The 18,417-nt window shown below is 71.0% G+C and carries 16 protein-coding genes and 1 pseudogene; 15 read left to right on the top strand and 2 right to left on the bottom strand.

Going from position 1 to position 18,417, the window contains the following annotated elements:
• Nucleotides 1–143: 143 nt before the first annotated feature.
• A complete protein-coding gene (locus OG522_RS11070; protein ID WP_329462793.1) occupies nucleotides 144–809 on the bottom strand; it encodes a bifunctional DNA primase/polymerase in 666 nt (221 codons plus the stop codon).
• Nucleotides 810–1,269: 460 nt separating this feature from the next.
• Here OG522_RS11070 and nsdA point away from each other — a divergent pair, with 460 nt between their 5' ends.
• The 5 genes from nsdA to ffh all read left to right on the top strand — a co-directional run bounded on the left by nsdA (nucleotide 1,270) and on the right by ffh (nucleotide 8,928).
• Nucleotides 1,270–2,745 carry a transcriptional repressor NsdA gene (gene nsdA, locus OG522_RS11065; protein ID WP_329462792.1) on the top strand — a complete coding sequence of 492 codons (1,476 nt, stop codon included), beginning with the start codon at nucleotides 1,270–1,272 and terminating at the stop codon, nucleotides 2,743–2,745.
• A gap of 317 nt (nucleotides 2,746–3,062) precedes the next feature.
• A complete protein-coding gene (locus tag OG522_RS11060) occupies nucleotides 3,063–4,400 on the top strand; it encodes an ammonium transporter (protein ID WP_329462791.1) in 1,338 nt (445 codons plus the stop codon).
• Nucleotides 4,397–4,735, top strand: coding sequence for a P-II family nitrogen regulator (locus OG522_RS11055; RefSeq protein WP_329462790.1), 339 nt, complete (start codon nucleotides 4,397–4,399; stop codon nucleotides 4,733–4,735). Before OG522_RS11060 ends, OG522_RS11055 begins: the two co-directional genes overlap by 4 nt.
• Before the next feature lie 23 nt (nucleotides 4,736–4,758).
• A complete protein-coding gene (locus OG522_RS11050; protein ID WP_329462789.1) occupies nucleotides 4,759–7,233 on the top strand; it encodes a [protein-PII] uridylyltransferase in 2,475 nt (824 codons plus the stop codon).
• A 144-nt stretch (nucleotides 7,234–7,377) separates the two neighbouring features.
• On the top strand, nucleotides 7,378–8,928 hold the full coding sequence (gene ffh, locus OG522_RS11045) for a signal recognition particle protein (RefSeq protein ID WP_329462788.1): 1,551 nt from the start codon (nucleotides 7,378–7,380) through the stop codon (nucleotides 8,926–8,928).
• A gap of 320 nt (nucleotides 8,929–9,248) precedes the next feature.
• Here the strand turns inward: ffh and OG522_RS11040 are convergent, their stop codons facing one another.
• On the bottom strand, nucleotides 9,249–10,112 hold the full coding sequence (locus tag OG522_RS11040) for an SAM-dependent methyltransferase (protein ID WP_329462787.1): 864 nt from the start codon (nucleotides 10,110–10,112) through the stop codon (nucleotides 9,249–9,251).
• 225 nt (nucleotides 10,113–10,337) lie between these two features.
• Between OG522_RS11040 and proS the strand changes: the two genes are divergently transcribed.
• The 10 genes and pseudogenes from proS to lepB (OG522_RS10990) all read left to right on the top strand — a co-directional run bounded on the left by proS (nucleotide 10,338) and on the right by lepB (OG522_RS10990) (nucleotide 18,411).
• Complete coding sequence (proS, locus tag OG522_RS11035; RefSeq protein WP_329462786.1) at nucleotides 10,338–11,756, top strand: proline--tRNA ligase; 1,419 nt, start codon at nucleotides 10,338–10,340, stop codon at nucleotides 11,754–11,756.
• A gap of 282 nt (nucleotides 11,757–12,038) precedes the next feature.
• Nucleotides 12,039–12,638: a hypothetical protein gene (locus OG522_RS11030; protein WP_329462785.1), complete on the top strand. Its 600-nt coding sequence runs from the start codon at nucleotides 12,039–12,041 to the stop codon at nucleotides 12,636–12,638.
• Nucleotides 12,639–12,883: 245 nt separating this feature from the next.
• On the top strand, nucleotides 12,884–13,321 hold the full coding sequence (rpsP, locus tag OG522_RS11025; protein WP_329462784.1) for a 30S ribosomal protein S16: 438 nt from the start codon (nucleotides 12,884–12,886) through the stop codon (nucleotides 13,319–13,321).
• A gap of 2 nt (nucleotides 13,322–13,323) precedes the next feature.
• The gene (locus OG522_RS11020) at nucleotides 13,324–13,563 is read left to right on the top strand and encodes an RNA-binding protein (RefSeq protein WP_329462783.1); all 240 of its coding nucleotides are present in this window, start codon (nucleotides 13,324–13,326) and stop codon (nucleotides 13,561–13,563) included.
• A gap of 126 nt (nucleotides 13,564–13,689) precedes the next feature.
• On the top strand, nucleotides 13,690–14,295 hold the full coding sequence (rimM, locus tag OG522_RS11015; RefSeq protein WP_329462782.1) for a ribosome maturation factor RimM: 606 nt from the start codon (nucleotides 13,690–13,692) through the stop codon (nucleotides 14,293–14,295).
• Complete coding sequence (gene trmD, locus OG522_RS11010; RefSeq protein ID WP_329462781.1) at nucleotides 14,295–15,116, top strand: tRNA (guanosine(37)-N1)-methyltransferase TrmD; 822 nt, start codon at nucleotides 14,295–14,297, stop codon at nucleotides 15,114–15,116. The genes rimM and trmD overlap by 1 nt, the downstream gene beginning before the upstream one ends.
• Before the next feature lie 126 nt (nucleotides 15,117–15,242).
• The gene (gene rplS, locus OG522_RS11005) at nucleotides 15,243–15,593 is read left to right on the top strand and encodes a 50S ribosomal protein L19 (RefSeq protein ID WP_100577961.1); all 351 of its coding nucleotides are present in this window, start codon (nucleotides 15,243–15,245) and stop codon (nucleotides 15,591–15,593) included.
• Between the two features lie 56 nt (nucleotides 15,594–15,649).
• Nucleotides 15,650–16,423 carry a signal peptidase I gene (gene lepB / locus OG522_RS11000; protein WP_329462780.1) on the top strand — a complete coding sequence of 258 codons (774 nt, stop codon included), beginning with the start codon at nucleotides 15,650–15,652 and terminating at the stop codon, nucleotides 16,421–16,423.
• Nucleotides 16,416–17,516 (top strand): annotated as a pseudogene (gene lepB / locus OG522_RS10995) (signal peptidase I); the annotation flags it as partial. The gene lepB (OG522_RS11000) and the pseudogene lepB (OG522_RS10995), both read left to right, overlap by 8 nt.
• Nucleotides 17,428–18,411, top strand: a complete 984-nt coding sequence (lepB, locus tag OG522_RS10990) for a signal peptidase I (protein WP_443074827.1) — start codon at nucleotides 17,428–17,430, stop codon at nucleotides 18,409–18,411. The pseudogene lepB (OG522_RS10995) and the gene lepB (OG522_RS10990), both read left to right, overlap by 89 nt.
• The last annotated feature ends 6 nt before the right edge of the window (nucleotides 18,412–18,417 follow it).

The following is an 18,417-nucleotide window of genomic DNA, read 5'->3' as shown; positions in this document are numbered from 1 at the left end:
GCTGGGGGTGCGGGCATCCGTAGGCGAGCCGTCCGTGGCTCGTCGCGCGGTTCCCCGCACCTCTTCAGGGCGCAGCCCGCCCCCGCCTGCACGACCGCCCCGCCGCACCGGAACAGGTGCGGCGGGGCGGTCCCGTTTTCGGGCTACGCTGCCGAGCGGTGGCAGATGTACGCCAGGGTGCCGAGCAGCAGCCGGGCCTCGGGCGGACGGGTCGCCGTGTCCAGGGACGGCGGGCGCAGCCAGTGCACCTCGCCCGACGGTGGAGCCGGTACGTAACTGCCGCGCGGCGGGCAGCACAAGTCGAGTCCGGCGTCGTCCCAGCCCATCCGGTAGAGCAGCCGGGGGAGTTCGGCAAAGGCGCCCGGGGCAACGTAGAAGTGGGTGCGGCCGGTCGGGGTCGTGGACACCGGGCCCAGCGGGAGTCCCATCCGCTCCAGCCGCACCAGCGCCCGCCGCCCCACCGGCGCCGCCACGTCAAGGACGTCGAAGGTCCGCCCGACCGGCAGCAGCACCGCCGCTCCCGGACACTGGGACCACGCCTTGGTCACGTCGTCCAGGGTGGCGCCCGCCGGGACCTCCGGCACGAAGCCGAGCGGATGCGCGCCCGGCGAGCCGCACGCCGAACTGCCGCAGGAGCACTGCCCGTTCAGCTCCCGGGTGCCCGCTGCGACGTCCCAGCCCCACAGGCCGGTGTACTCGGCGACCGCGGTGACCTCGCTCGTGCGGGTCGTGCGCGCCGAACGGCCCAGGCGCCAGGAGCCGGGCCGGGTCTCCTTGATCCCCCGGCCGCCGCCGATCGTGAAGCCCATGCCCCCTCCAACGGGTCTGCCGCGCCGGTGGTTACGACGCCGGTGACGTGGTCGTGACGATGCGGAGTCTTCCCCTCACGTTCCGTTTCCGCCAGGTCGGTCGGGGTCGTGCGGGGGGTGGTGCGATGCGCCGCGCGCGCCCCGGCTCACTCCGCTCCATCCGATGCTGATCGTCATGTGTCAAGTGAATCGCGCCCGGCGGCAGGCGAGTTCATTCGAAGGGGTGGCGAATGGTGGCGATTGCGGAATCGCCATGGCTGGACCGGTGATCGTAGGATTACCGTCGGTAGATGAACCCTGGGGTCGAGGTCGCTCGCGGGTATGCCGGAGGCAAGCCGGTTCACCCCCCGAGCGGGCGCAACCGTAAGACAGGAGGCCCAACTAGCGGCATCCTGATAGGGGTTCGCGCGATCGACGCACGACCGACACACACAGGCTTCAACGGAATGGGGGCGTTCCCGTGGGCGGCAGTGGGGCTAGCGGTACGAGCGCCGGCAAGCGCCCCAACGAGCAGCTGAGTTCGTGGTTCGTGCGCAGCGGCTGGTCGAAGGGTGAGCTGGCGCGCCAAGTGAACCGGCGGGCACGCCAGATGGGCGCGCACCACATCAGCACCGACACCTCCAGGGTGCGGCGCTGGCTCGACGGCGAAATGCCTCGCGAGCCGATTCCCCGGATCCTCTCCGAGCTGTTCTCCGAGCGGTTCGGCAGCGTCGTCGCCATCGAGGACCTCGGCCTGCGCCAGGCCCACCAGTCACCGTCCGTGGCCGGCGTCGACCTGCCCTGGGCCGGGCCTCAAACGGTCTCGCTGCTCAGCGAGTTCTCCCGCAGCGACCTCATGCTCGCCCGGCGCGGCTTCCTCGGCACCTCGCTGATGCTGGCCGCGGGCCCCTCCCTGATCGAACCCATGCAGCGCTGGCTGGTGCCGTCGCCCGCGAGCGAACCCGGCACCCCGGAGACCGCCGCGAGCGCCCGCCGCCCCTCCCGGCTGTCGAGGCCCGAACTGGAACTCCTCGAATCCACCACCGCGATGTTCCGCCAGTGGGACGCCCAGTGCGGCGGCGGACTGCGCCGCAAGGCCGTGGTCGGCCAGCTCCACGAGGTCACCGACCTGCTCCAGGAACCCCAGCCCGCCGCCACCGCCAAACGCCTCTTCAAATGCGCGGCCGAACTCGCCGAGCTGGCCGGCTGGATGAGCTACGACGTGGGCCTCCAGCCCACCGCCCAGAAGTACTTCGTGCTCGCCCTGCACGCCTCCAAGGAAGCGGGCGACAAGCCGCTCGGCTCGTACATCCTGTCCTCGATGAGCCGCCAGATGATCCACCTCGGGCGCCCCGACGACGCCCTGGAGCTCATCCACCTCGCCCAGTACGGCAGCCGTGACTGCGCCACCCCGCGCACCCAGGCCATGCTGTATGCGATGGAGGCCCGCGCCTACGCCAACATGGGCCAGCCCAGCAAGACCAAACGCGCCGTCCGGATGGCCGAGGACACCTTCGGCGACGCCGGGCTCGACGGCGAGCCGGAGCCCGACTGGATCCGCTTCTTCTCCGAGGCGGAGCTCAACGGCGAGAACGCCCACTCCTACCGCGACCTCGCCTACGTGGCCGGCCGCAGCCCCACCTACGCCTCGCTCGCCGAGCCCGTGATGGAACAGGCCGTCGCCCTGTTCGGCAAGGATGAGGAGCACCAGAGGTCGTATGCGCTCAACCTGATCGGCATGGCCACCGTGCACCTGCTCAAACGCGAGCCCGAGCAGTCCACGGTGCTGGCCGAGCAGGCCCTGCGGGTCGCCAAGCGGGTCCGCTCGGAGCGGGTCAACACCCGGCTGCGCAAGACCGTCGACACCGCGGCCCGCGACTTCGGGGACGTCGCCGAAGTCGTCCAGATGACCGACCTCCTCAGCAGGGAGCTGCCCGAGACGGCCGAGGCCGTCTGAGCAGCGGCCCCAGAACCCCGGCCGCGACTTCGCACCCCTTTCAGCACGACTCGGCTCCCCCACGCCAGGTCGAGCGGGTGACGTCGCGGTCGGTCCGGCGTGCGGGAACGTACGCGGATGGTAGTCGCCGGACCCCCTCCTGATCCGGCAGTTCACGGGCGCGTAACACGCCCGCCTCCTTCGTCACTGCGGCGAAACATCGAGCGGCATCGACGGAAACCGCGCTGGGACAACCTCATGGCGCATAACCGGCTCCCAGCCAGTTCCCGCCCGAGTAACGCCCCCGCACGGGCCGTACCGACGACGAGGAGACGCCGATGCCCCCAGGCATCACGCTCGCAGCTGACGCTCCGCAGCTGTCCAGCGCCAACACCGGATTCATGCTGATCTGCTCAGCGCTGGTGATGATCATGACCCCGGGGCTCGCCTTCTTCTACGGAGGCATGGTCCGCGTCAAGAGCACCCTGAACATGCTCATGATGAGCTTCATCAGCCTCGGAATCGTCACGATCCTCTGGGTGCTCTACGGATTCAGCCTGACCTTCGGCGAGAGCAACGGCTTCATCGGCTGGAGCAAGGCCTACTTCGGGCTCAGCGGCATCGGCCTGGTCCAGCTCTGGCCCGGATACACCATCCCGATCTACGTCTTCGCCGTCTTCCAGCTGATGTTCGCGGTCATCACGCCCGCGCTCATAAGCGGAGCGCTCGCGGACCGTGTCAAGTTCACCGCCTGGTCGCTGTTCACCGCCCTGTGGGTCACCGTCGTCTACTTCCCGGTCGCGCACTGGGTGTGGGCCTCGGACGGCTGGCTCTTCAAGAAGGGCGTCATCGACTTCGCCGGCGGCACCGCCGTCCACATCAACGCGGGCGCGGCCGCCCTCGGCGTGATCCTGGTCATCGGCAAGCGCGTCGGCTTCAAGAAGGACCCGATGCGGCCGCACAGCCTGCCGCTCGTCATGCTCGGCGCGGGCCTGCTGTGGTTCGGCTGGTTCGGCTTCAACGCCGGCTCCTGGCTCGGCAACGACGACGGCGTGGGCGCCGTCATGTTCGTCAACACCCAGGTCGCCACGGCCGCCGCGATGCTCGCCTGGCTGCTGTACGAGAAGCTCCGCCACGGCTCCTTCACCACGCTCGGCGCCGCCTCCGGCGCGGTCGCGGGCCTCGTCGCCATCACCCCGTCCGGCGGCTGCGTCAGCCCGCTCGGCGCGATCGCCATCGGCCTCATCGCGGGCGTCCTGTGCGCCATGGCCATCGGCCTCAAGTACCGCTTCGGCTTCGACGACTCGCTCGACGTGGTCGGCGTCCACATGGTCGGCGGCATCACCGGCTCGCTGCTCGTCGGCCTCTTCGCCACCGGCGGCGTACAGTCCACCGCGAAGGGCCTCTTCTACGGAGGCGGCCTGGACCAGCTCGGCAAGCAGGCCATCGGCGTCGGCGCGGTCCTCGGCTACTCGCTGGTCGTCTCGGCCGTCCTCGCCTTCGCCCTCGACAAGACCATCGGCATGCGGGTCCCCGAGGACGACGAGGTCCTGGGCATCGACCAGGTCGAGCACGCCGAGACGGCGTACGACTTCAGCGGCGCGGGCGGCGGCACGGCGCCCCGCACCGCGGCGGCACCGGGCGCAGTGGCAGCGAACAAGAAGGTGGACGCATGAAGCTCATCACCGCGGTGGTCAAGCCGCACCGGCTGGACGAGATCAAGCAGGCCCTCCAGGCCTTCGGTGTCCACGGCCTGACCGTCACCGAGGCCAGCGGATACGGGCGCCAGCGCGGCCACACCGAGGTCTACCGGGGCGCCGAGTACACCGTCGACCTCGTCCCCAAGATCCGCATAGAGGTGCTGGTCGAGGACGACGACGCCGAGGAACTCATCGACGTCGTGGTCAAGGCCGCCCGCACCGGAAAGATCGGCGACGGCAAGGTGTGGAGCGTGCCGGTCGAGTCGGCGGTCCGGGTGCGGACCGGCGAGCGCGGACCCGACGCACTGTAGAAGAGACGGCAAGGAGCTGCTGGGTGACGAGCGTTGACGTGAGTACCGAATCCTCTGACGACGACTCGGAGCCCGGCGGCTACGCGGCGGCCCGGCTGCGTCTTCTCAACGAGAAGGCGCAGCCGGGCCCGCCGCGCCGGGCCGCCCTGGCCGAGCTGACCGACGAGTGGCTGGCCAGGATGTTCGCCGGCGCCGCCGAAGCGGCCGGGGTGTCCGGCGCGGCCCTGGTCGCCGTCGGCGGATACGGGCGCGGCGAACTCTCCCCGCGCAGCGACCTTGACCTGCTTCTCCTGCACGACGGGCGCGCGGACGCCGCGACCCTCGCCTCCCTCGCCGACCGGCTCTGGTACCCGGTGTGGGACCTGGGCCTCGCCCTCGACCACTCCGTGCGCACCCCGGCCCAGGCCCGCAAGACCGCGGGCGAGGACCTCAAGGTCCAGCTCGGCCTCCTGGACGCCCGCCATGTCGCGGGCGACCTCGCCATGACGGCCGCCCTGCGCAGCGCGGTCCTCGCCGACTGGCGCAACCTCGCCCCCAAACGGCTCCCGGAACTCGACGAGCTGTGCCGCGAACGGGCCGAGCGCCAGGGTGAGTTGCAGTACCTCCTCGAAGGCGACCTCAAGGAGGCCCGCGGCGGACTGCGGGACGCCACCGCGCTGCGGGCGGTCGCCGCGTCCTGGCTGGCGGACGCGCCCAGGGAAGGACTCGGCGAGGCCCGGCGCACGCTCCTGGACGTGCGCGACGCGCTCCACCTGTGCACCGGCCGGGCCACCGACCGCCTCGCCCTCCAGGAACAGGACGCCGTCGCCGACCAACTCGGGCTCCTGGACGCAGATGTGATGCTCCGTCAGGTATCGGAGTCGGCGCGCGTCATCTCCTACGCGGGCGACGTCACCTGGCGCGAGGTGGGCCGGGTGCTGCGGGCCCGGTCCGCCCGGCCCCGCCTGCGCGGCCTCCTGGGCGGCCGCTCGGGGCCGCCGGGACGGACCCCGCTGGCCGAAGGCGTCGTGGAACAGGACGGCGAGGTCGTGCTCGCGCTCGCCGCCCGCCCCGAGAAGGACCCGGTGCTCGCACTGCGCGCCGCCGCCGCGGCCGCCCAGTCCGCCCTGCCCGTCTCCCGGCACGCGGTACGACGCCTGGCGAGCGTGGCCCAACCCCTCCCCTCGCCCTGGCCCGCCGAGGCCCGCGAGCAACTCGTCACGCTGCTCGGCGCGGGGGAGCCGACCGTCCCCGTATGGGAGGCCCTGGAAGCGGAAGGCCTCATCACCGGGCTGCTGCCCGACTGGGAACGGGTCCGCTGCCGCCCGCAGCGCAACGCCGTGCACACCTGGACCGTCGACCGCCATCTGGTGGAGACCGCCGTGCGCGCCTCGTACCTGACCCGCCGGGTCGGCCGCCCCGACCTGCTGCTGGTCGCCGCCCTCCTGCACGACATCGGCAAGGGCTGGCCCGGCGACCACTCGGTGGCCGGCGAGACCATCGCCCGCGACATGGCCACGCGGATCGGCTTCCCCGCCGACGACGTGGCCGTCATCGCCACCCTCGTACGCCACCACCTGCTGCTCATCGAGACCGCGACCCGGCGCGACCTGGACGACCCGGCGACCGTGCGCGCGGTCGCCGAGGCCGTCGGTTCGATCGGCACCCTCGAACTGCTGCACGCCCTCACCGAGGCGGACGCGCTGGCCACCGGGCCCGCCGCATGGTCGTCCTGGCGCGGCACGCTCGTCGCTGACCTGGTGAAACGGGCCTCGGCGGTCCTCGCGGGCGAGCCCGTCGACCCCGAACCCGCCGCGACCACCGCCGAACAGGAACGCCTCGCCGTGGAGGCGCACCGCACCGGCGGGCCGGTCCTCGCCCTGCGCGCCCGCGCCGACAGCGCCGAAAGCTTCGAGGCGGCCGACGGATCCGCCGAACAGGAACCCCTCGGCGTGGAACTCCTCATCGCCGTCCCCGACCAGCCGCACGTGCTGCCCGCGACGGCCGGCGTCCTCGCGCTGCACCGCCTCACCGTGCGCGCCGCCGAACTGCGCGCCGTCGAACTCCCGGAGCCGTTCGGCGGGTCCGTACTGCTGCTGGACTGGCGGGTGGCCGCGGAGTACGGCTCGCTGCCGCAGGCGGCCCGGCTGCGGGCCGACCTGGTGCGGGCGCTGGAAGGCTCCCTCGACATCGAGGGCCGCCTCGCCGAACGCGAGGCCGCCTACCCCCGGCGCCGGGGCGTCCAGGCGCCACCGCCGCGGGTGACGGTCGCGCCCTCGGCCTCCCACCACGCCACGGTCATCGAGGTCCGGGCCCAGGACGCGCCGGGATTGCTGCACCGCATCGGGCGTGCCCTGGAGGCCGCCGGGGTGCGGGTGCGCAGTTCCCATGTCTCGACGCTGGGGGCGAACGCGGTGGACGCGTTCTACGTCACCGACGCGGAAGGCGTCCCGCTGTCCCCGGAGCGGGCGGCCGAGGTGGCGCGGGGGCTGGAGTCGGCACTGGGGGAGCCGGGGTAGGAGCGGGGTCCGGGGCGCAGCCCCGGTTCGGGAAAGACCGGGCGGGGGAAAGCCCCGCAGGCACCCCCCGGCGCCACCGCCGCCCGGGATACCCTGGGGGACGTTCACCCGACCGCCCCACGACGCCGAGGACCCGCGACCACCGTGTTCGACACCCTCTCCGACCGCCTTGCCGCGACATTCAAGAACCTCCGGGGCAAGGGCCGCCTGTCCGAGGCGGACATCGACGCCACCGCGCGCGAGATCCGCATCGCGCTGCTCGAGGCCGACGTCGCGCTGCCCGTAGTCCGCGCCTTCATCAAGCAGGTCAAGGAACGCGCGTCCGGCATCGAGGTCTCCCAGGCCCTCAACCCCGCCCAGCAGGTCATCAAGATCGTCAACGAGGAGCTCATCGGCATCCTCGGCGGCGAGACCCGGCGTCTGCGGTTCGCCAAGAACCCCCCGACCGTCATCATGCTCGCGGGTCTCCAGGGTGCCGGTAAGACCACCCTCGCCGGAAAGCTCGGCAAGTGGCTGAAGGGGCAGGGCCACTCCCCGCTCCTGGTGGCCTGTGACCTCCAGCGCCCCAACGCCGTCAACCAGCTGAGCGTCGTCGCCGAGCGCGCGGGCGTCGCGGTCTACGCGCCCGAGCCGGGCAACGGCGTGGGCGACCCGGTCAAGGTCGCCCAGGACTCCATCGAGTTCGCCCGGTCCAAGCAGTACGACGTGGTCGTGGTCGACACCGCCGGACGCCTCGGCATCGACCAGGAGCTGATGCAGCAGGCCGCGGACATCCGCGACGCCGTCAGCCCCGACGAGATCCTCTTCGTCGTCGACGCGATGATCGGCCAGGACGCGGTCAACACCGCCGAAGCCTTCCGCGACGGCGTGGGCTTCGACGGCGTGGTGCTCTCCAAGCTCGACGGCGACGCCCGCGGCGGCGCGGCGCTGTCCATCGCGCACGTCACCGGCAAGCAGATCATGTTCGCCTCCAACGGCGAGAAGCTGGAAGACTTCGACGCGTTCCACCCGGACCGTATGGCGTCCCGCATCCTCGACATGGGTGACCTGCTCACCCTGATCGAGCAGGCGGAGAAGACGTTCAGCCAAGAAGAGGCCGAGAAGATGGCCTCCAAGCTGGCATCGAGCAAGGGCAAGGACTTCACGCTCGACGACTTCCTGGCTCAGATGGAGCAGGTCCGCAAGATGGGCTCCATCTCCAAGCTGCTCGGGATGCTGCCCGGCATGGGGCAGATCAAGGACCAGATCAACAACATCGACGAGCGGGACGTGGACCGCACCGCGGCCATCATCAAGTCGATGACCCCGGGCGAGCGCCACGACCCGACGATCATCAACGGCTCGCGCCGTGCCCGTATCGCCAAGGGTTCCGGCGTCGAGGTCAGCGCGGTCAAGAACCTGGTCGAGCGGTTCTTCGACGCCCGCAAGATGATGTCCCGGATGGCCCAGGGCGGCGGAATGCCGGGCATGCCGGGGATGCCGGGCATGGGCGGCGGCCCCGGTCGGCAGAAGAAGCAGATCAAGCAGGCCAAGGGCAAGCGCAAGAGCGGCAACCCGATGAAGCGCAAGGCCGAGGAGGCCGCCGCCGCCGCTGCCGCCGAAGCGAAGGCGCAGGGCGGCGCACTCGGCCTGCCCGCCGCCGAGCAGCAGAAGAACTTCGAGCTGCCCGACGAGTTCAAGAAGTTCATGGGCTGATTCGCGCGCAGCGGTCAGTGTGGGGCGCCTTCCGGTCGGGCGGGAAGGCGCCCCACACGTTGTGTGCCCATGGGGCGGCAGTACGGCGACGACCTCCCACGGGCCCCGGGCACGACTCCGCGAGAACCCGTCGGATCCGCCCTGTGTGCCGCTCTCGAATAATGACGCGTACCGGCCAAGCTGGACGCGCTCGCCAAGGCCCTGCTGGCGAACGAGACGCTGGAGGAGGAGGCGGTCTACCGGGCGGCCGGCATCCCCCGCCTGGGAAAGGCGGGGTTGACCCTCTCAACCACCGTGTAAGAGGCCGCTGTTACGGACGTTTACGGCGTGCGGGCGATCAAATAGCGAAAGACGTTCGGCATCCACACCGTCCCGTCCCGGCGGACATGCGCGTGGAGCGCCTCGGCGAGCTCCTTCTCCACCTGCGCCTGATCGGTGGCCCGCGCCGCCGCGTCGAAGGCACCCGTCGACAACAGACCACGCATCGCGCTGTCCAGGTCCGCGTAGCCGAAGGGGCACGCCACCCGGCCCGAGCCGTCCGGCTTGAGCCCGGCGCGCGCGGCCACGTCCTCCAGATCGTCGCGCCCGCTTGGCCGCCAGTGCGCCGCGTCGCCCACCCGGCCGGTCAACCGGGTCGCCACCCGCAGCACCGCCGACGTGGCACACCGCTCCGGTGGGCCCCAGCCGACGAGCACCACCGCACTGCCGCGCTCCGCGAGCGCCTTCGCCGACTCCAGCGAGGACACCAGGTACTCCGTATCACCGGCCGCACAGCCGACCGGCTCGAACGCCGTGATCAAGTCGTACGGGGCCCGGCCCGGCCCGGCGGTGTCCGCGGGCCCGCCGGCCACCAGCCGCCTCGCGCCCATCCCCGCAGAACCGCCCCTGCCGGACTCGGGTAGCAGCCGCTGCCTCGCGAGCGCCAGGCGCGCGGCGCGCTCGGGGCGGTCGACCCCGGTCACCGAGGCCCCGCGCGAGGCGGCCATCAGCAGCGCCAGACCCGAGCCGCAGCCCAGGCCGAGCAGATGGGTGGCCGGCCCCACGTCGAGGCGCTCGTACGCCGCCTCGAAGAGAGGGACCAGCATCCGTTCCTGGATCTCCGCCCAGTCCCGCGCGCGCACGGGCGTGTCCCCGAAGGGGGCCGAGGCCGTACGGGACTGATGCCGGACGAGCGTTGGTGTCATGGAAAGCGCCCCAATCCGCCGAGAGGTCAGCTGTGCCCTGATTGACAGCCCCCGTGAATGTCCGTACGCACTTCCCCCGTATGCCAGGGAACTCCGCATCCCGCCCCGCGTCCAGAGGGCGGAGGCAAGGAACGAAACGAACCGCGGCAACCATGGCAAATGCGGAACCGGGGCGGCCGGAAGGCGATTCACGCTCCGCCACCCCTGCGCCGTACCATTCGCGCCATGGCTAAGGCACCCGTTCTCACGCCCCGGGCGGAAGACTTTCCCCGCTGGTACCAGGACCTGATCAACAAGGCCGAACTCGCGGACAACGGTCCGGTGCGCGGCACCATGGTGATCCGACCGTACGGCTACGGCCTCTGGGAACGGATGCAGCAGGAGATGGATGCACGTATCAAGGACGCAGGCGCCCAGAACGCCTACTTCCCGCTCTTCATCCCCCAGTCTTACCTGACTCGCGAAGCTCAGCACGTCGAGGGCTTCGCACCCGAACTCGCGGTGGTCACGCACGGTGGCGGCAAGGAGCTCGAAGAGCCCGTCGTGGTCCGCCCGACCTCCGAGACGATCATCAACGACTACTTCTCGAAGTGGGTCCAGAGCTATCGCGACCTGCCGCTGCTCATCAACCAGTGGGCCAACGTGGTCCGTTGGGAGATGCGCCCGCGGGTCTTCCTCCGTACGAGCGAATTCCTGTGGCAGGAAGGGCACACCGCCCACGCCACCTACGAGGACGCCCGCGACTACGCGGCGCGCATCCACCGCGACGTCTACGCCGACTTCATGATCAACGTGCTCGGCATCGACGTGGTGCTCGGCCGCAAGACCGCCAGGGAGCGCTTCGCCGGAGCCATCAACACCCTTACCCTCGAAGGGATGATGGGCGACGGCAAGGCCCTCCAGATGGGCACGAGCCACGAGCTCGGCACCAACTTCGCCAAGGCCTTCAACACCCAGTACCTCTCCAAGGACGGCAAGCAGGAACTCGTCTGGCAGACCTCCTGGGGCGTCTCCACCCGCATGGTCGGCGGCCTGATCATGTCGCACGGCGACGACAGCGGCCTGCGGGTGCCGCCGCGACTCGCCGCCGTCCAGGTCGTCGTCATGGCGATCAAGGGCGACGAGGCCGTCGTCAAGGTCCGCGAACTGGGCGACCGCCTCAAGGCCGCCGGTCTGCGCGTCCAGGTGGACGACCGGGTGGACACCCCCTTCGGCCGCCGTGCCGTGGACTGGGAGCTCAAGGGCGTACCGGTACGCATCGAGATCGGCCCGCGCGACCTGGAGGCCGGCACCGCGATGCTGGCCCGCCGCATCCCCGGCGGCAAGGAGCCCGTGTCCAGTGACGCCGCCACGCTCGCCGAACTGCTGCCCACCATCCTCGAAGAGGACCAGGCGACGCTCCTTCGGCAGTCTCGCGAGCGGCGCGAGTCCCGTACGAGTGATGTCGCCACCCTCGCCGAAGCGGCCGAGGCGGCCGTCGCCGGCGGCTGGGCACGCATCCCGTGGGCCGAGCTCGGCCCCGAGGGCGAGGCCAAGCTCGCCGAACAGGCCGTGTCCGTACGGTGTCTGGTCGCCGAGGACGGGTCGGTGCCCGACACCGACGACGCACCCGGTACGGTCGCCATCGTGGCCCGCGCCTACTGACGGCAATCCCGTATCGGCGCAGGTGGCGCACCAGCCACCCGTAGTCGGCCGAAACACCTCTTGCGCATGCGCTGACATCACCAGCCCCGGCGCGCAGACTTCCTCTACACGCCGGGGCGTACGCGCCGCTACGTCATACCTTGGTGTGAGCTGTGAGCCTTCTCCGCAGATCAGCGCACCCGCCCTCGTCCGCACGCATCAATGCCAACTGACGGGTACGAGCAAATTATTTGGGATGCCCCGGAATAGGAACACAGCGGCACCGCGGCTCGTTGTCACGACGTGAGCACGACACCACCTGTTCTCGCCGCAGAGCTGGCACAGGCGTGGGCCGACATTCAGCGGTACCACCCCGAGCTGCCGGACCTAGCCGCGCCCGAGTCCCTGATCGGAGAGTCCTCGTCCGCCTGCGGCGCCGAGCTCTCCTTCGAGCGACTGCTCCATGAGGCAGTCCACGGCATTGCCGCCGCCCGCGGTGTCCGCGACACCTCCCGCGCCGGCCGCTACCACAACCGGAGATTCCTGGCGATCGCCGAGGAGCTCGGCCTCGACCATACGGAGGAACCGCATCCCAGCAGCGGCTTCTCCCTGGTCGCGCTGAACGCCGAGGCAAGGCGCCGCTACCGGCCCACCATCGAACGGCTGCACCGCGCGCTCAAGGCGCACACGGTCGCCACGGCCGCCGACACCAAGCGCTCCTTCCGCGGACCTGCCGCCCGGCACGGCTCCTCCGGGGGCGGCGTGCGGGTCAAGGCCGTCTGCGACTGCGGGCGCAACGTGCGCGTCGTGCCCTCCGTGCTCGCCCAGGCGCCGATCGTCTGCGGCGGCTGCGGAAAGCCGTTCCGCATCCCGGAGGGGGCGGAAGTGGTCGCCGTGGCGTAGCCGCCCCGGGACCCGCCGCCGACGGGGGTGGCGCAGGTCCCGGGGGGAGCGACGCCCACCGGGGGCGCCCCACGGGCCCCCGGCGTGCGCACTCCGGGCGTGTGGCACAATGGCTAGCTGTACTCGACAGCCGCACAGGAACCCTCTCGCCTCCGGCTGACGCGTCCATCGGGCACTCCGAGTACCGCAACCCCACGTGGCATCTCATGTGCCCAACCACGTCAAGACCAGGAGACACCACTCCAGTGGCAGTCAAGATCAAGCTCAAGCGCCTCGGCAAGATTCGCCAGCCGCACTACCGCATCGTCGTCGCCGACGCCCGCACTCGCCGTGACGGTCGCGCGATCGAGGAAATCGGTCTGTACCACCCGACGTACAACCCCTCGCGCATCGAGGTCAACGCCGAGCGTGCGCAGTACTGGCTTTCCGTCGGCGCCCAGCCGACCGAGGCCGTCCTCGCCATCCTGAAGCTCACCGGCGACTGGCAGGCGCACAAGGGCCTCCCGGCCCCCGCGCCGCTGCTCCAGCCGGAGACGAAGGAAGACAAGCGCGCCACCTTCGAGGCGTTCGCCAAGACTCTTGAGGGCGACGACGCCAAGGGCGAGGCCATCACCCAGAAGGCGAAGAAGACCGAGAAGAAGGCGGACGAGGCCGAGGCCGCCGCCGAGTCGACCGAGGCCTGAGCATGCTCGAGGAGGCTCTCGAGCACCTCGTGAAGGGCATCGTCGACAACCCCGACGACGTGCAGGTCGCCTCGCGCAACCTGCGCCGGGGGCGCGTGCTGGAGGTCCGGGTCCACCCCGACGACCTCGGCAAGGTGATCGGCCGCAGTGGCCGCACCGCCCGCGCCCTGCGTACCGTCGTGGGCGCCATCGGCGGCCGCGGCATCCGCGTCGACCTCGTCGACGTGGACCAGGTCCGCTGACCAGTTGGTCGTTTTAGTTGGATGCGCCGGCTCGGGCCGGGGAGGGCCAGTGGCCCTCCCCGGCCCGCAGTCGTATCCCGGGCCATAGTTGAACCAAGGCCGCAGCTGTCTGAAGGAGAAACAAGCGTGCAGTTGGTAGTCGCGCGGATCGGCCGCGCCCACGGCATCAAGGGCGAGGTCACCGTCGAGGTGCGCACCGACGAGCCGGAGCTGAGGCTCGGCCCCGGCGCCGTCCTCACCACCGACCCGGCGTCGGCGGGCCCGCTGACCATCGAGACCGGCCGGGTGCACAGCGGCAGGCTGCTGCTGCGCTTCGAAGGCGTACGCGACCGCACCGCCGCCGAGGCCCTGCGCAACACCCTCCTCATCGCCGACGTCGACCCGGCCGAACTGCCGGAAGAACCCGACGAGTACTACGACCACCAGCTCATGGACCTCGACGTGGTGCTCGCCGACGGCACCGAGATCGGCCGCATCACGGAGATCACCCACCTGCCCTCGCAGGACCTCTTCATCGTGGAGCGGCCCGACGGCAGCGAGGTCATGATCCCCTTCGTCGGGCAGATCGTCACCGAGATCGACCTGGAGCAGCAGCGCGCGGTCATCGACCCGCCGCCCGGCCTCATCGACGACAGCGAGGCCGTGATCGCCTCCGCGCGCGACACCGAAGACGCCGACGGGACCGGCGAGGCCGAAACCGCCTCCGGCCGCGACGCCGAGGACGCCGGCTGATGCGGCTCGACGTCGTCACGATCTTCCCCGAGTACCTCGAACCGCTGAACGTCTCCCTGGTCGGCAAGGCCAGGGCCCGCGGCCAGTTGGACGTGCACGTTCACGACCTGCGGGACTGGACGTACGACCGGCACAACACGGTCGACGACACCCCCTACGGCGGCGGGCCCGGCATGGTCATGAAGACCGAGCCGTGGGGCGCCTGCCTGGACGACGCACTCGCGGACGGATACGAAGCCGGAGCCCACGGCCCGGTCCTCGTCGTCCCCACACCCAGCGGCCGCCCCTTCACCCAGGAACTCGCCGTCGAACTCTCCCAGCGGCCCTGGCTGATCTTCACGCCCGCCCGTTACGAGGGCATCGACCGCCGCGTCATGGACGAGTACGCGACCCGACTGCCCGTGTACGAGGTCTCCATCGGCGACTACGTCCTGGCCGGAGGCGAAGCGGCCGTCCTCGTGATCACCGAAGCAGTGGCCCGGCTGCTGCCCGGCGTCCTCGGCAACGCCGAGTCCCACCGCGACGACTCCTTCGCGCCCGGCGCCATGGCAAACCTCCTCGAAGGGCCCGTCTACACCAAGCCCCCCGAGTGGCGCGGCCACGGCATCCCGGACGTCCTCCTCAGCGGTCACCACGGCAAGATCGCCCGCTGGCGGCGCGACGAGGCGTTCAAGCGCACTGCCCTCAACAGGCCGGACCTGATCGAACGCTGCGACGCCTCGGCGTTCGACAAGAAGGACCGCGAGACCCTGTCCATCCTCGGCTGGGCCCCCGAGCCCGGCGGCCGATTTTGGCGCAGGCCCAAGGCCGTGGAAGAATAGGCCGCTGCTGTACGCCCAGCCGGCGCCCCTGCCACAGGGGGAACGACGCCCGCCCTCCGCGCCCAGCACCCCATTCATCTCGAATTCCGCTGATGACCTGTGGCATCAGTGAGGAAGTAGTCAGTCATGGCAAGCCTGCTCGACTCCGTCAACGCCGCGACGCTGCGCAGCGACGTCCCGTCCTTCCGCCCGGGTGACACCGTCAACGTCCACGTCCGCGTGATCGAGGGCAACCGCTCCCGTATCCAGCAGTTCAAGGGCGTAGTCATCCGCCGCCAGGGCGCCGGTGTCTCCGAGACCTTCACGGTCCGCAAGGTCTCCTTCTCCGTCGGCGTCGAGCGCACCTTCCCGGTGAACTCCCCGATCTTCGAGAAGATCGAGGTTGTGACCCGCGGTGACGTCCGTCGCGCCAAGCTCTACTACCTCCGTGAGCTGCGCGGCAAGGCCGCGAAGATCAAGGAGAAGCGCGACCGCTGAGCCCCGGCTCACACCCGCGTACGGGTCCCACGGCGGCCGGATAAGCTCTGGCCCCGATGGACACCGAAGCACAACACACGGAGCGCGACCCTTCCGCCACCCCCCAGCCGGGGCCCGCGGAAAGGTCGCGCTTCGCGCGTTCGACCGCCCTTTACCGCCACCTCGAAGGGCCCTGGCGCAAAGCGGCGGCGCTGCTCACGCTCTGCGTGGTCTTCCTGTTGCTGCTCAGCCACTTCGTCGTACAGCCCTTCCTCATCCCCAGCGGCTCCATGGAACCCACCCTCCAGGTCGGCGACCGGGTCCTGGTCAACAAACTCGCCTACCACCTCGGCGGCACCCCGCGGCGCGGCGACGTCGTCGTCTTCGACGGCCGCGGCTCCTTCGTACAGGAAGGCGACGAGGGGAACCCGCTGGGGCGTGCCGTGCGTTCAGCAGGAGCAGCCCTAGGGCTGACCGAGCCCGCCGAGACCGACTACGTCAAACGCGTAGTCGGCGTCGGCGGGGACCGGGTGGTCTGCTGCGACAAGCGGGGGAGGATCGAGGTGAACGGCACGCCGGTCGACGAGCCCTATCTGCACCCCGGCGACGCCCCCTCTCAGGTGCCCTTCGACATCGTGGTACCGGACGGCACCCTGTGGGTCCTCGGCGACCACCGCTCCCGCTCCAGCGACTCCCGCGACCACCTCGGTGAGCCGGGCGGCGGCATGGTGCCGGTGGACCGGGTGATCGGGCGCGCCGACTGGATCGGCTGGCCGCTGGGCCGGTGGACCTCGGTGGGCACCTCCGACGCCTTCGCAGGCGTACGCGGCCCGGTCGGGGGCCATGGGTAACCGCGGGCGGTCGCGTTCCAGCGCCCCCGCCCCCGACCAGCCGCTGCCCACCGGCACCCGCCCCACGAGCACCGCACCCGCGCCTGGCAGGCGCGGCCAGACCGGCCGCGCCGAGCGGCGCAGGCTCGCCCGCAAGGTCAAGCGGCGCAGACGCAGATCCGCGGTCCGCGAAATACCGCTCCTGATCACGGTGGCGGTGCTCATCGCCCTCGTACTGAAGACCTTCCTCGTGCAGGCTTTCGTGATCCCCTCCGGCTCGATGCAGCAGACGATCACCATCGGCGACCGGGTGCTCGTCGACAAGCTCACCCCCTGGTTCGGATCCACGCCGCAGCGGGGCGATGTCGTGGTGTTCAAGGACCCCGGCGGCTGGCTCAAGGACGAGCACAAGACGGCCTCCGGCCAGGACCCCGTCGTCGTCAAACAGGTCAAACAGGGGCTGACCTTCATCGGGCTGCTGCCCTCCAACGACGAGCAGGACCTGATCAAGCGCGTCATAGGGGTCGGCGGCGACACCGTGAAGTGCTGCGACGCGAAGGGCAGGGTCAGCGTCAACGGCGTGCCCCTTGACGAGCCCTATGTCTTTACGGCGCCCGGCGATCCGCCCGGCGTTATCCAATTCGAGGTAAAGGTTCCCCGGGGCCGGCTCTTCGTCATGGGCGACCACCGGTCCAACTCAGCGGACTCCCGGTACCACCTCGACGACGGCCATCAGGGCACCGTCTCGGAGGGGGGCGTGGTGGGCCGCGCAGTGGTCATAGCCTGGCCTTTCTCGCACTGGCGCAGGCTCCAGGAGCCACCCGCGTTCGACTCGGTGCCCGCCGCGGCGGGCGGTTCGGCCCTGCCCGCGTCGAATAGGGTGTCGTCCCGGGATCCGGCGGTGGAGCCGGACCGAGCGACCCAGCCCCCGAGCCCTGCGGAACTCCCGCTCGTTATGGGAGTGGTGGGCCTGAGCCTCGTACGGGCCAGGCGGTGGCACAGAGTAAGGAGTGGATGTGGGGGATTTGGCGGTCGGCGCACGATCCGGACGCGAAGAGCCGGAGGAGCGGCCGGAGAGCGGGCTCGCCGATCCCTCCCCGGCCCCGGTCGCGGCACCCGCGAGCAGCCCCTCGGACGGAACTCCGCCCGTGGTGCCGACGCAGGACAGCGGTCCGGGCGGCGGTGGATCCGGCGGCGACACAACCGGTGAGGGGGAGCGCCGGGCCCCCAGGGCGCCGCGCTCGTTCTGGAAGGAATTGCCGCTCCTCATCGGCATCGCCCTGGTCCTGGCCCTGCTGATCAAGACGTTCCTGGTGCAGGCCTTCTCCATCCCCTCGGACTCGATGCAGGACACCCTGCAGCGCGGCGACCGGGTGCTCGTCGACAAGCTGACCCCGTGGTTCGGCGCCGAGCCGCAGCGCGGCGAGGTCGTCGTCTTCCACGACCCGGGCGGCTGGCTCGACGGCGAGCCCACGCCGAACCCGAACGCGGCGCAGAAGTTCCTCAGCTTCATCGGCCTCATGCCATCGGCCGAGGAGAAGGACCTGATCAAGCGCGTCATCGCGGTCGGCGGCGACACCGTGGAGTGCAAGAAGGGCGGGCCCGTCACGGTCAACGGCCACGCCCTCAAGGAGCCGTACATCTTCCCCGGCGACAGCGCCTGCGACGACATGCCGTTCGGGCCGCTGAAGGTGCCGGACGGGCGGATCTGGGTGATGGGCGACCACCGCCAGAACTCGCTCGACTCCCGCTACCACCAGGAACTGACCGGCGGCGGCACGGTCTCCACCAACGAGGTCGTCGGCCGCGCCTTCACCATCGCCTGGCCGCTCAACCGCATGGACTGGCTCGGCGTTCCCGACACCTTCGGCCAGCCGGGCCTGAGCGCCATGGGCACGGCCGCGCCCGCGGCCCTGGGCCTCGTCGGCGCGGTGCCGATGGTGCTGTGGCGCCGCCGCAAGCTCCTTCAAGCCCAGGTCAAGGCGGAAAGCCCGGTCGCCAAGGGCTGACCGGCG

This window comes from Streptomyces sp. NBC_01431 (genome assembly GCF_036231355.1).
Taxonomy (GTDB): Bacteria; Actinomycetota; Actinomycetes; order Streptomycetales; family Streptomycetaceae; genus Streptomyces.
Note: the sequence above shows the minus strand (reverse complement) of the source record. Positions and strands in the feature narration are given on the sequence as shown.